Raw genomic sequence first — 13,155 nt, 5'->3', positions numbered from 1 at the left:
GACGGCAATGTCCCCGCAGATCCTGCTCACCGAGCCCATCGCCGAGGCCGGGATGCGGCTGCTGCACGCCGCCGGTGAGGTACGCGTCGCCCACCTCACCGACCCCGCCGCGCTCGCCGCCGGGCCGCTCGCCACCGCCGACGCGCTCGTGGTGCGCTCCTCACCGGTGACCGCCGCGATGCTGGAGGCCGCGCCCCGGCTCAAGGTCGTCGGCCGGCACGGCGCCGGGCTGGACGGCATCGACCTGGCCGCCGCGCAACGGCTCGGCGTCCCCGTCGTCGGCACGCCCGGCGCCAACGCCGAGTCGGTGGCCGAGTTCGTCGTGCTGGCCGCGCTCGCGCTCGCCCGGCAGCTCACCCCCGCCGTGACCACGCTTGCCGCCGGCGGCTTCCCGCCCGGCCGGTCACTGCCCGGCTCGGTCGTCGCCGCCGGACTGACCGGCACCATGCTCACCGGCCGCACGCTGGGACTCGTCGGCCTCGGCGCGATCGGCCGGGGCGTCGCCGCCCGCGCCCGCGGGATGGGCATGACGGTCCTCGGGTACGACGTGGCGGTCACCGAGCCGCCGGACGGCGTACACCTGGTGGACCTGGACCGGCTCCTCGCCGAATCGGACGTGGTCAGCCTGCACGTGCCCCAGACGCCGCAGACCACCGGCCTGATCGGCGCCGCCGCGCTGGCCCGGATGCGGCCGCACGCGCTGCTCGTCAACACCGCGCGGGCCGGCGTGGTCGACGGCGCGGCGGTGCTCGCCGCGCTCGACGCCGGCCGGCTGCGCGGCTACGCGGTCGACGTGTTCGCGCCCGAACCGCCCGCCGCCGACGACCCGATGCTGCACCACCCCCGCGTCCTCGCCACCCCGCACATGGCGGCGATGACCACCGACGCGCTCGACGCGATGGCCGTCGCCGTGGCGCGCGGCGTCCTCGCCCACCTGGAAGGAACCCGTACGTGACACTGACCGTCCCCGCGTCCGCCCTCGACTACTTCGGTGTGGACACGCTCGTCGACGACGACACCCGGGAACTCCAGGCCGCCGTGCGCGGCTTCGTGGACCGGCGGATCCGGCCCGAGATCGCCGCCTGGTACGAGGCGGGCCGGCTGCCGGTACGGGAACTGGCCCGGGAACTCGGTGAGCTCGGCGTGCTCGGGATGCACCTGGAGGGCTACGGCTGCGCCGGCACCTCGGCCGTCGCGTACGGCCTGGCCTGTTTCGAACTGGAGGCGGGCGACTCGGGCCTGCGGTCCCTGGTCTCGGTGCAGGGCTCGCTGGCCATGTACGCGATCTGGCGGTTCGGCTCCGAGGAGCAGAAGCGCGAGTGGCTGCCCCGGATGGCCGCCGGCGAGGCGATCGGCTGCTTCGGGCTGACCGAACCGGACTTCGGCTCGGACCCGGCCGGCATGCTCACCCGGGCCCGCCGCGACGGCGGCGACTGGGTGCTCAACGGCACCAAGATGTGGATCACCAACGGTTCGGTCGCGGACGTCGCCGTGGTCTGGGCGCGTACCGACGAGGGCATCCGCGGCTTCGTCGTACCGGCCGGCACGCCCGGGTTCACCGCGCCGGAGATCACCCGCAAACTCTCCCTGCGCGCGTCGGTGACCTCAGAGCTGGTCCTCGACGACGTCCGGCTGCCCGCCGACGCGATGCTGCCCGGCGCGGCCGGCCTGTCCGGGCCGCTGACCTGCCTCAACGAGGCCCGCTTCGGCATCGTCTTCGGCGCGCTCGGCGCCGCGCACGACTGCCTGCAGACCACAGTGGCGTACGCCCGCAGCCGGCAGATCTTCGACAAGCCGCTCGCCGCGTACCAGGCCACCCAGCTCAAGCTCGCCGACATGGCGCTGGAACTGGGCAAGGGCATGCTGCTGGCGATGCAGATCGGCACGCTGAAGGACGCCGGCACGCTGGACCACCGGCAGATCAGCCTGGGCAAGCTCAACAGCGTGCGGGAGGCCATCGCCATCGCCCGCGAGTGCCGGACGATCCTCGGCGCGGCCGGCATCACGCTCGACTACCCGGTGCTGCGGCACGCGAACAACCTGGAGTCGGTGCTCACCTACGAGGGCACCTCCGAGGTGCACCAGCTCATCATCGGGCAGACGCTCACCGGTCACGCGGCCTTCCGCTGACCGGCGAGCGTGGTCCCGGCCCGGATCGGCGATCCGGGCCGGGTCCGGCACCTGCGCCTGGCCACCTGACCCCCGCGCCCGGCGGACCGGATCGAATCGCAGGGCGTGGCAGGATCGGCGGGTGCAGATCGGGTTGCTCGGGCCGTTCCAGGTCACCACGGACGCCGGTGTCCCGGCCGATGTGCCGGGCGCGCGGCTGCGCGGGCTGCTGGCCGCCCTCGCGCTCCAGCCCGGCCGGGTGGTCCCGAAGGCGACGCTCGTCGACTGGATCTGGGGCGAGCACCCGCCCGCCGACGCCGCCAACGCGCTGCAACGCCTCGTCTCCCGGCTGCGCAAGGCGCTGCCGGCGGGCGTCGTCGACGGGTTGCCCGACGGCTACCGGCTCGCCGTCGAGCCCGATGCCGTCGACGCCGTACGGTTCGAACGCCTGCTGCTGCGGGCCCGCGACGGTGACGGGCCGCAGCGGGTACGGCTGCTGCGCGAGGCGCTCGGGCTGTGGCGCGGCGACGCGCTGCGCGACATCGGCCTGCCCGACAGCCCGGCGCTCGACGCGGCGGCCACCCGGCTGGAACGGCTGCGCCTGACCGCAACCGAGGACCGGTACGACGCGGAGACCGGGCCCGACCTGATCCCGGAGCTGACCGACCTGGTGGCCGCCCATCCGGTGCGCGAGCGGCTCGCCATGGCGCTGATGCGCGCGCTCGTCGCGGCCGGCCGGGACACCGAGGCGCTGCTCGTCTACCGGCGCACCGCCGACGCGCTCGCCGACGCCTTGGGCGCCGACCCGTCACCGGAACTGTCGGCGCTGCACGTCGCGCTGCTGCGCGGCGAGACGGTACGCCGGGAGGACACCCGCCGGACCAACCTGCGCGCCGAGCTGACCAGCTTCGTCGGCCGGGACGCCGACCTCGCCGCGGTCGGTGCGCTGGTGGCCGAGCACCGGCTCACCACGCTCACCGGCCCGGGCGGCTCCGGGAAGACCAGGCTGGCCACCGAGACCGGGCGCCGGTTGACCGGCGACCTGCCGGACGGCGTGTGGCTGGTGGAGTTCGCGGCCGTCAGCGCCGACGGGGACGTGGTGCAGGCGACGATCTCCGGGCTCGGCCTGCGGGACGCGCTGCTCGGCGACGCGGGCAGCGCGGAACCGCTCGACCGGCTGGTGGCGGCGATCCGGGACCGGGAGATGCTGCTGATCCTGGACAACTGCGAACACGTCGTCGAGGCGGCGGCGACGCTGGCGTACCGGCTGCTCGGCGAGTGCCGGCGGCTGCGGATCCTGGCCACCAGCCGGGAGCCGCTGGGCATCACCGGGGAGGCGTTGTGGCCGGTCGCGCCGCTGGGCCTGCCCCGCGGCGACGCCACTGCCACCGAGGTCGAGTCGTCGCCCGCCGTGCGCCTGCTGCGGGACCGGGCCGCCGCCGTCCGCCGCGACCTGGCGTACGACGGCCATACGTCGGTGACCATGGCGCGGATCTGCCGCGCGCTCGACGGCATGCCGCTGGCCATCGAGCTGGCCGCGGCACGGTTGCGCGCCATGGCCGTCGACCAGCTCGCCACCCGGCTCGACGACCGGTTCCGGCTGCTCACCGGCGGTAGCCGGACCGCACTGCCCCGGCACCGGACGCTGCGCGCGATGGTCGACTGGAGCTGGGAACTGCTCAGCGACGCCGAACGCGCGGTGCTGCGCCGGCTGTCGGTGTTCTCCGGCGGGGCGGGCCTGGACGCGGCCGAGCGGGTCTGCGCCGGTGGCGCCGTCGCGCCGGGCGACGTGCTCGACCTGCTCACCGCGCTGACCGAGAAGTCGCTGCTGGTCGCCGCCGGCGACGTCGCGCCGCGCTACCGGATGCTCGGCACGATCAAGGAGTACGCCGCGCAGCGGCTCGCCGAGGCGGGGGAGGCGGACACCGCGCGACGCGCGCACCTGGCGTACTTCACCGCGCTGGCCGAGACCGCCGAGCCGCGGCTGCGCCGCGCCGACCAGCTCACCTGGCTCGCCCGGCTGGACGCCGAACACGACAACATCACCGCCGCGATGCGTGGCGCGCTCGCCGCAGGTGAGGGACCCGAGGCGATGCGGCTCGCCGCCGGCGCCGGCTGGTACTGGTGGCTCGGCGGACACCGCACCGAGGGCATGGAACTGATCATCGCGGCCACCGAGGCGCCCGGCGACGTGCCCGACGACACCCGGGCCGTGGTGTACGGACTGGTGGTGCTGTTCCTCAGCTCCGGGCCGGGCGACGCGCAGCACGCGGCCGAGTGGATCCACAAGGCGTACCGGCTGAGCGGGGAGGGTCGCGGCGGCCACCCGGAGCTGGCCCTGGTCGTGCCGATGGAGCGGATGCTGCGGGAGCCGGACGCGCTGCTGCCCGCCTGGGAGTCGCTGCTCGACCATGACGATCCGTGGGTACGCGCGCTGGCCCGGCTGCACCTGGGCAAGCTGCGGGTCATCCTCGGCATGGAGGCGGCGCAGGCGGAGGCGTGCCTGCGGCAGGCGCTCGCCGAGTTCCGGGCGGTGGGCGAACGCTTCGGGATCTCATTCGCGCTCAGCGAGCTGGCCGAGCTGATCGCCGTGCGCGGTGACGTCGCCGCCGCCTGCGACTACTACGAGCAGGCGGTCACGGCGGTCACCGAGGTCGGCGCCGTCGAGGACGTGATCCGGATGCGGGCACGGCTGTCCTGGCTGTACCGGCTGGGCGGCGACGAGGCGGCGAGCGCCGACGCGCTGGCCGAGGCGTACCGGCTCGCCGCCGGGGTCGCCTGGCCGGGGGCGCTGGCCGAACTGGCGCTGGTCCGGGCGTACCTGGCCCGCCACGACGGTGACGCGGACGAGGCGTACGCGCAGCTGCGGTCCGTGTCGGCGCTGCTCGGCGACGAGGCGGACCTGGCCAGTGTCCGGGCGGGCACCCAGGATCTGCTGGGTTACCTGGCCGAGGACGTCGAGCTGTCGCGTACCCATCGGGCGGCGGCGTGCCGCGCGGCGCGCGAGGGCGGCTACGCGCCGCTGACCGCGCAGGTGCTCGTCGGTGTCGCGGACCTGGCGGTGCGGCTGGACCGGCCGGACCAGGCGGCGCGGCTGCTCGGCGCCGCCACCGCGGTACGCGGCCAGCCCGACCGCACCCACCCCGACGTGCCCCGGATCGAGGCGGCGGCGCGCGACCGCCTCGGCGACGCGGGGTTCGCCGAGGCGGTCGCGCAGGGCCGGGAGACCGGCTGGGAGCGACTGGTCGAGGTCACGCTCGCTTCGTGAACGTGGACCGCGCCCACAGGTAGCCGACCACCGCGATGCCGGCGCACCAGGCGAGCGCGGGGATCACGTCGCCGGCCGACGGCGCGCCCTCGAGCAGGCCGCGCAGCGTCTCGATGATCGGCGTGAACGGCTGGTACTCGGCGAACTGCCGCAGGCCCGGCCCCATCTTGTCGGCGGGCACGATCGCGCTGCTGAAGAACGGCAGCAGGACCAGCGGCACGGAGGCCATGCCCGCCGACTCCGGCGACTTGGCGAACAGGCCCAGCGCGACGGTGAACCAGCTGACCGCGACGCTGAGCAGCACCACCACGCCGGCCGCACCGAGCCAGTGCAGCGGCTCGGCGGCCGGGCGGAAGCCGAGCAGGAACGCCACCCCGACCAGGGCCGCGACCGCGAGGACGTTCGTCAGCACGGTGGCCACGACGTGGCCGGTCAGCACCGCGCCCCGGGACACGTGCATGACCTTGAACCGGTTGATGATGCCCTTCGTCATGTCGGAGTTCACCGACGTCGCGGTGCCGCCGAGGCCGTAGCAGACCGCCAGCAGCATCAGGCCCGGCGTCGCGTAGTCGACGTAGTCGACGCCGACGGAGAACGCGTCGCCGAGCATGTAGACGAACATCAGCATCACGATGATCGGCATCAGCACGGCGTTGAACACCGAGGTCGGGTTGCGGCGCAGGTGCGTCAGGTTGCGGCGCAGCATGACGATCGAGTGGTTCCTGCTCATTTGGCGGCCACCTCCGGGGTACGGCCGGTCAGGGCCAGGAAGACGTCGTCGAGGTCGGGAGACTGCACGGACAGGTCGTCGGCGCTGATCGCGTGCGCGTCGAGCCGGTCGAGCAGGGCGCGTAGCGCCGCGGATCCGCCGTCGGTGGGCACGCGCAGGGCCAGCGCCTCCTCGTCGCGTACCGCCTCGGGCAGCACCAGCGCCGCCGCGTCCAGTTCGGCGCCGGTGCCGAACCGCAACCGCACGTGCGTGCCGGGGATCCGGCGCTTCAGCTCCTCCGGCGTGCCCTGGGCGACCAGCCGGCCCTGGTCGAGCACCGCGATCCGGTCGGCGAGGCGGTCGGCCTCGTCGAGGTACTGGGTGGTGAGGAAGACTGTCACGCCGCCGGCGACCAGCTCCCTGATGATCGACCACATGGTCCGGCGGCTGCGCGGGTCCAGCCCGGTCGTCGGCTCGTCCAGGAAGATGATCCGCGGCTCGCCGACCAGCGTCATCGCGAGGTCCAGTTTGCGGCGCATGCCCCCGGAGTACGTCGACACCAGCTTGTCGGCGGCCTCGACCAGGTCGAACCGTTCCAGCAGTTCGGCGACGACCCGCTTGCCGCTCACCCGGTGGCGCGGCCCGAGGTCGACCATCAGTTGCAGGTTCTCCCGCCCGGTGAGCAGTTCGTCCACCGCCGCGAACTGCCCGGTCACGCCGATCGCCGCGCGTACCGCCGTGGCCTCGGTGACCACGTCGTGCCCGGCGACCCGCACCGATCCGGCGTCGGCGCGGATCAGCGTGGTCAGGATGTTCACGGTCGTGGTCTTGCCGGCCCCGTTCGGGCCGAGGAGGGAGAAGATCGTGCCGGCGGGGACGTCCAGGTCGATGCCGTCGAGCACCACCCGGTCCCTGTACGCCTTGCGCAGCCCGGAGACCGCTATCGCTGAACTCGTCATGCGACCACCATGGGCGGCCGCACCGCCACCGCCCTGACACGGCGCTGACACGGCCGCTGACAGCTTGTCGGTGGGCCGGCGTACGGTCCCGCCGTGGATCGGGAGACGTTCCGGGAGGCGCTCGACGCCGCCGACCGCGCTGCTCCCGTCCCGGCGTCGCCGAATCGGCTGGCCCCGGCACGCCCGGTCGGCGAGCATGTCGGCATGGCCGGTTCGACGGGTGCGAGGCTGCCGCTTCAGGGCGGGCTGCCACCCGGCGAGGCGCTGACCGGCACGGTGCGGGAGATCGCCTGCGACGAGTCCGGATTCTCCGGCACCAACCTGCTCGACCCGGCCACCCCGGTGATCGTCCACGCCAGTGTCGACCTGGGCCGCGACGAGGCCGCCGAGCTGATCCGTACGCTGCGGTCCGGGTTCCGGTTCTCGCCCGACGAGGTCAAGTCCCGGCAGTTCCTGCGCCGCCGCGAAGCCGCCGAGGCGGTGCAGTGGTTCCTGTCCGCGCTGCGCGGCCGGGCGCACGTGCACCTCGTCGACAAGGAGTTCTTCCTCGCCACCCGGGTCGTCGACCTGCTGCTGGCCGAGCCCTCGTACGCGGCGGGCACTCGCCTCGCCGGTGACCGGCGTCCGGCCGCGGCGGCGCTGCACCGGGCCGGGCGGGCGGCCGGGCCCGACTGGGCGGCCTTCCTCGCCGCAGTGGTCGAGATGCTGCGTACCAAGCGGCGGGACCGCGCGGACGACCGGAGCGTCGAGCGGTTCTTCGCCGCGCGCGACGTGCTGCGGCGCCACGTCGACGACACGCGGGCCGGCGCGGTCCTCGACGTGCTCGACCCGGCCCGCGTGGCAGCGGTGCAGGCCCGGTTGTACGCGGGTGACCGGACGATTCCGCCACCGCTGGAACCGCTGCTGCCGGCGCTGGCCGAGACCGTCCTGCACTGGAGCGCCGGCCGGCGGCGGGTGCTGGTGATCCACGACGAGCAGAGCGCGCTCACCGAGGACCGGCTGCGCCGACTCCAGGCGGCGCTGGCCGCCAGCGACCCGGCCGGCCCGTCGCCGCTGGCCGGGCTGGTGATGACCGACTCGCGCGACGACCCGCGCGTCCAGGCCGCCGACCTGCTCGCCGGGGTGGCCCGCCGGATGCCCGGCGCCCCCGGCGACGGGCCGTTGCGCCCGCTGCTGTCCCCACCCGCCCCGAACGCCGCAGCCGAGCCGGCGGAACAGGAGGCTACGTGATCCTGAGTGGCGTGACGCCTCGCCCCGGACTGCACTGCGAGACCACCACGCTCGGCGTGCTGACCCGGCACGCGGGCCTGGACCTCTCCGAGCCCATGCTGTTCGGCCTCGGCGAGGGGCTCGGCTTCGTCTACTGGGACGCCAAGAGCATGGACGTGCCGTTCCTCGGCGGGCGCACCAAGCCGCTGTGCGTGACCCGCGCCGCCGCCCACCGCCTCGGCCTGGACCTTCGGGTACGGGAGACGACGTCGGCGGCCAGGGCGTGGCGCAACGTCACCGAGGCGCTGGACGCGGGGCAGCCGGTCGGCCTGCAACTGGACTCGTACCACTTGGACTACTTCACCACCCGGGTCCACTTCGGCGGGCACACCGTCGCCATCTACGGCTACGACGACACCCACGCCCACCTGGTCGACACCGCCCAGCAGGGCGGCGCGGTGACCACCACGCTGGACAGCCTGGCCCGGGCCCGTGCCGCGCGGGGGCCGATGACCGCGCGCCACCTGTCGTACACGCTCACCGCGCCCGGCGGCCCGCCGGACCTGGGCACGGCGATCCGCGCGGCGGTACGCGCCAACGCCGCAGCGTTCCTCGACCCGCCGATCGCCAACCTCGGCCACCGGGGGATCGCCACCGCCGCCGCCCGGGTGACCCGCTGGCTGGACCGCGCCGCCGACCCGGCCCGTGACCTGCCGCTCGCCGCGACGCTGATAGAACGCGGCGGAACCGGCGGCGCGCTGTTCCGCGCCATGTACCGGGACTTCCTCGCCGAGGCCGCCACCGTCACCGGCGACGCCCACCTGCGCCGGGCGCAGCTGATGTACGCCGACATCGCGCCGCTGTGGACCGCCGTCGCCGACCACATCGCCACCGCCGGGCGGACCGGCGACGCGGTCCACCTGACCCGCGCCTCGGCGGTCCTCGCCGACCTGGCCGTCCGTGAACGCGAGGCGATGACGGTGCTGGCCGCCGTCGACGCGCGGTAGGCGTCAGCTCAGCTGCTCGGCCAGCGCCACGATGACGCCCGCCGGGCCGCGCAGGTAGCAGAGCCGGTAGACGTCCCCGTAGTCCGCCACCTCACCGATCAGCTCGCCGCCGTGGGCCCGCAGCCGGGCCACCGTGTCGTCGACGTCGTCCACGGCGAACATGACCGACCGCAGGCCGAGCGTGTTCGGCGGCGCGTCCGACGGTTCGGCGGCGACGAGCGCCGGCGTCCGGAACCGCGTCAGTTCGAGCTTGCCGTGGCCGTCCGGGGTGCGCATCATCGCGATGTCGACCCGCACGCCGTCCATGCCGTTGACCCGGTCCACCCAGGCCCCCTCGACCGGCATCTCGCCCTCCACCTCCATGCCGAGTTCGGTGAAGAAGGCGATCGCGGCCGGCAGGTCGTCCACCACGACGCTGACGTGGTCCATCCGCTGAAGCGTCACGCCCCGAGCATAGGGCGACAGCCGGCCTGGTCAGCTCATGTCGAGCGTGTACGCCGCCTCCCGCACGTCCGCGTCCGGATGGCGGCGCAACCCGATCAGCAGGTCCCGCCACGGCGTCTTCCAGCCGAACTCCGACCCGTGTGCGACGAGCGCCACCGCGAACAGCCCACCGGCGAGGTCGCCGCGCCCGCCGAGGTGGGCCACCGTGTCGGCGAGTACCGCCGGGTCGGGCCGCTGCCGCAGGTCGCGCAGCCGGTGGCCGACGTGTTCGGCGGTGCGGACCGCTACCACCGGGCGGCCGGCGCAGAGCGCGGCGACCTCGTCCAGGTTGTCCAGCCGGCCGAGGTCGACGAGCAGCCGGGTGGCCGTACCCAGGAAGCCGTCCCGGCCGGCGAGCCACCGCGCGGCCGCGACCAGCCCGGCCCGGTCGGCGCCGGCGGGCCGGCTGGCGGACCACAGAGCCGCACCGACCGCGAGCAGCTCGATCCGCCGCCGGGCGGGCCGGTCGGTCACCGGACCGCCCGGATCGTCGTCGGCCGCGTCTCGCTGGACCAGCCGCTCCAGCGCGGCCCGGAAGACCGTGTCACCACCGGCTCGCAGCAGGTTCGCCACCCCGATGCTCGGCGTCGTCTCGTCCGGGTCGGTGAGCCGGTCCACGACCAGGTCGGTGACGCCGGTCAGCCACGGCCACCATTCCCCGAGCGCGGCGAACGCGGCCCGCCGGACCTCCCGGTCCTCGGCCCGGCACGCCGCCACGAGCAACGCCGCGTAGGCGCGGCGGTGACGCTCCGAGATCCCGGACGGGTACGCGCCGAGCACCGCCCGCCGCTCCTCGCGGCCGGCGTGCACCGCCGCCCGCAGCACGGTCCAGCTCGCCTCGGGCCCGAGCCGCTGCCGGGCGGCGGAGACGATCGCCGCCCGCACGTCGCGGTGCGTCTCCGGGTCGGCGTACGTGTCGGCGAGCGTCGCCAGCACGTCCACCGGCGCGTAGCGGGCCAGGAGCCGGGCGGCCTCCTTGCGGCTGGTGACCTTCGCGGCGCCGGTCAGCACCCCGCCCAGCAGTTCGGCGAGCCGGGCCGGTGGGACGTGCCGTGCGGCCCGCCCCGCGGCGTACAGCGCGACGCGCGCCCGGTCGCTGTCGGCGTACCGGAGCAGCACCGGGAACGCCTCGTCCGGCCGGTCGGTCCGGACCAGCGCGCCGAGCGCCGCCTCGGCCACCGGCACCTCGGGCGCGTCGAGGTGGCGCAGCACCAGCTCCCGTCCGGCCGGGCCGACCACGCCGGCGGCGTGGACCGCCGCCGCCCGCTGCCACACCCGGTGACCGGAGTCGGCGACGACGCGCGCCTGCAGCGACACGAAGCGTTCCTGCTGGCGGGGGAGCCATCGCCGGGCGTGCGGCGCGGTGTCGGGCACCCACCGCTTTCCCTTCTCCACGAACCGGCCGCGCGGGGGCCGGTCCAGCACCCGGTCGAGCAGGTCGGTGCGGGACGTGCAGATCGTCGTCCACACCTCGTGGATCGCCACCGCCGAGGCATCGACGTCGAGGACCTCCTCGACGCGCCGTGCGCGGGTATGCGGGTCGGCGAGCCAGAGCGCGACCGCCGTCCGGGCCACCGGGGGCAGCGTGTCCGGCCCGATCGCCCGGCGCAGCAGGTCCTGGAGCTCGGGCAGGCGCCAGGCGCGGCGGCCGAGCGCGTGGGTGAGCGCGAACAGCAGCCCGTACCGCGCGCGTGTCATGCCGGACTCGAGCCGGTCGCGCAGCCGGCCGAACACCACAGTCTCCTGGCCGCGCCGCAGCACCGTGTCGAGCCGGTGCAGGATCGGCACGTTCGCGTCGCTGCTCACCAGGTCGATGGTGAGCAGCGCCCACTCGGCCAGTTCCGGCACGTCGACGTGGTACGTGAGCGTTTCGGCGGCGAGGCGGCTCAACGCGTTTGTGGTGGCTGCCGAGGTGTCCCGGGCGTCGACCACGTCGGTGGTGAGCCCGGTCAGCCCGCCCGCGGTCGTGGCGGTGAGCAGCGGCGCCACAGTGGCGAGCGCGGTGAGCGCGGCCGCGCGTACCGGGTCCTGCTCGTTGCGCAGCCGGCCGAGCCGGACCACCACCTGGGCCACCGTGCGCGGGTCGCGGGAGCGTCGCGCGGCCGCCACCAGCAGCCGCCAGCCGTCCGCCCGTTCGTCCGCGTCGCCCGAGCGCAGCGCCGCGCTCGCCGACGCGGACGCCGCCGGCCACGGCAGGTACGCGCTCCAGAACCGCACCTGCTCCTCCCGCTCGCGGACGGCCGGCAGGGTCAGCACCCGGGCCGCCTCGCGCGCCCGCACCGCGGCCGGCAGCGCCTCCATCACCTGGGCGCCGGGCAGCAGCGCCGTGGTGTCGGTGTCGGCGAGCGCGGCGTCGTACAGCTCGGCGCGGCGGCTCGGCGCGACCGCGCGCAGCAACGCGGCCAGCGCATGGTCGTGCTCCCGCAGCCGGGCGGCCAGCGGGACCAGGTCGCCGGTGGGCAGCGCGGCGAGGCGGCGTAGCAGCGCCCGGGGCAGCGCGGTCCGGGCCAGCCAGGCCGCCCGGGCCGGCGGCGTGAGCAGGCGTACGACCCGGCTCGCGTCGTGCGCGGCGAGCCGCCCGTACGCGATGAGCGGGCCGGGCAGTGAATCCTCGGGCGCGTACCGGTCGAGCAGGTCCAGCGCCCGCGCCGGATCAGCCCGCAGCACCGCGCCGGCGACCTCGCCCCAGATCCGCCCGCGCGACTCGGGCGGGGCAGTGGCCAGCCGCTCGCCGGCCCGTGCGAGCACGATGTCGGCGTGCCGGCGCATCAGCCGTTCCGGGTTCAGCGCGTGTTCCAGGTCGGGCAGCAGGGCGCGTACCGTCTCGGCGCCGCAGGCCGGCAGCAGCGCGGCGGCCTCGTGGTCGCCGAACCGGTCGCGGACCGTGGTGATCAGCGCGTCGGCGAGGACCGGCGCCGGGCGGCGGCGCAGCGCCCGGTAGACCCGCCGGCGGGTGGCCGCCGGCCGGTCGGTCAGGTCGGCGGGCGTCACGCCGGCCCGCACGGCGGCGGTCAGCGCGGTGGCGGCGGTCGACGGATCCCTGTCGGACGTCGCGGCCAGGACGGCCGCGGTGTCCCGGGTCGCCAGCGCGGCGAGCAGCGCGAGACGCCGCTCGTAGGGTCCGTGCCGGCGCAGGTCGGCACAGACCTGTGCCCGGTTGGGCGCGGTGCGTGCCCACGCCACGAGGCGCCGCGTCCGGTCGCGGTGGGACAGCGGATCGAGGGCGGTCAGCAGGTCGCGGGCGGGGGTGAGCACGGCGCTCATTGTGCCGGTGCGCGAGTCGCCGTGGGGGCCCGTCACGCCCATTCCGCAATTCCTATAGAAATTGTAGATTTTCAGCGTTCTCCCAGGTGACCGGGATTGACATTAATCGGACCGTCGGGGATATTCCTAGCGGCGCGTCGGGGCGCG

The 13,155-nt window shown here is 75.3% G+C and carries 9 protein-coding genes; 5 read left to right on the top strand and 4 right to left on the bottom strand.

Annotated features, from left to right (window positions below):
- The first annotated feature begins 7 nt into the window (after nt 1–7).
- The 3 genes from A8711_RS29660 (at nt 8) to A8711_RS29650 (ending at nt 5,377) form a co-directional block, all read left to right on the top strand.
- Nucleotides 8–955 carry a hydroxyacid dehydrogenase gene (locus tag A8711_RS29660; protein WP_064447416.1) on the top strand — a complete coding sequence of 316 codons (948 nt, stop codon included), beginning with the start codon at nt 8–10 and terminating at the stop codon, nt 953–955.
- A 38-nt stretch (nt 956–993) separates the two neighbouring features.
- A complete protein-coding gene (locus A8711_RS29655; RefSeq protein ID WP_369830134.1) occupies nt 994–2,130 on the top strand; it encodes an acyl-CoA dehydrogenase family protein in 1,137 nt (378 codons plus the stop codon).
- Between the two features lie 121 nt (nt 2,131–2,251).
- Entirely contained in the window at nt 2,252–5,377 is a 3,126-nt protein-coding gene (locus tag A8711_RS29650) for a BTAD domain-containing putative transcriptional regulator (RefSeq protein ID WP_069089997.1), read from the top strand.
- Here A8711_RS29650 and A8711_RS29645 read toward each other — a convergent pair.
- Together A8711_RS29645 and A8711_RS29640 are read right to left on the bottom strand one after the other, a co-directional pair.
- Nucleotides 5,361–6,107, bottom strand: coding sequence for an ABC transporter permease (locus tag A8711_RS29645; RefSeq protein WP_069089996.1), 747 nt, complete (start codon nt 6,105–6,107; stop codon nt 5,361–5,363). The genes A8711_RS29650 and A8711_RS29645 overlap by 17 nt on opposite strands.
- Nucleotides 6,104–7,045 carry an ATP-binding cassette domain-containing protein gene (locus A8711_RS29640; RefSeq protein WP_069089995.1) on the bottom strand — a complete coding sequence of 314 codons (942 nt, stop codon included), beginning with the start codon at nt 7,043–7,045 and terminating at the stop codon, nt 6,104–6,106. The genes A8711_RS29645 and A8711_RS29640 overlap by 4 nt, the downstream gene beginning before the upstream one ends.
- A gap of 93 nt (nt 7,046–7,138) precedes the next feature.
- Between A8711_RS29640 and A8711_RS29635 the strand changes: the two genes are divergently transcribed.
- Together A8711_RS29635 and A8711_RS29630 are read left to right on the top strand one after the other, a co-directional pair.
- Nucleotides 7,139–8,275, top strand: a complete 1,137-nt coding sequence (locus tag A8711_RS29635) for a DUF3800 domain-containing protein (protein ID WP_233607732.1) — start codon at nt 7,139–7,141, stop codon at nt 8,273–8,275.
- 11 nt (nt 8,276–8,286) lie between these two features.
- Entirely contained in the window at nt 8,287–9,261 is a 975-nt protein-coding gene (locus A8711_RS29630; protein ID WP_233607733.1) for a BtrH N-terminal domain-containing protein, read from the top strand.
- Between the two features lie 3 nt (nt 9,262–9,264).
- Here A8711_RS29630 and A8711_RS29625 read toward each other — a convergent pair whose 3' ends face one another.
- Together A8711_RS29625 and A8711_RS29620 are read right to left on the bottom strand one after the other, a co-directional pair.
- Nucleotides 9,265–9,690, bottom strand: a complete 426-nt coding sequence (locus A8711_RS29625; protein ID WP_069089993.1) for a VOC family protein — start codon at nt 9,688–9,690, stop codon at nt 9,265–9,267.
- 45 nt (nt 9,691–9,735) lie between these two features.
- Nucleotides 9,736–13,044, bottom strand: coding sequence for a hypothetical protein (locus tag A8711_RS29620; RefSeq protein WP_233607734.1), 3,309 nt, complete (start codon nt 13,042–13,044; stop codon nt 9,736–9,738).
- Nucleotides 13,045–13,155: the final 111 nt, after the last annotated feature.

This window comes from Micromonospora sp. II (genome assembly GCF_001709195.1).
Taxonomy (GTDB): Bacteria; Actinomycetota; Actinomycetes; order Mycobacteriales; family Micromonosporaceae; genus Micromonospora; species Micromonospora chalcea.
The sequence above is the reverse complement of the archived record's forward strand: the minus strand, read 5'-3'. Positions and strand labels throughout refer to the sequence as shown.

Bases quoted from the DNA above. Each gene is read 5' to 3' on its own strand.
- A8711_RS29625 (WP_069089993.1), bottom strand. From the start codon at position 9,690: ATGGACCACGTCAGCGTCGTGGTGGACGACCTGCCGGCCGCGATCGCC.
- A8711_RS29660 (WP_064447416.1), top strand. From the start codon at position 8: ATGTCCCCGCAGATCCTGCTCACCGAGCCCATCGCCGAGGCCGGGATG.
- A8711_RS29645 (WP_069089996.1), bottom strand. From the start codon at position 6,107: ATGAGCAGGAACCACTCGATCGTCATGCTGCGCCGCAACCTGACGCAC.
- A8711_RS29640 (WP_069089995.1), bottom strand. From the start codon at position 7,045: ATGACGAGTTCAGCGATAGCGGTCTCCGGGCTGCGCAAGGCGTACAGG.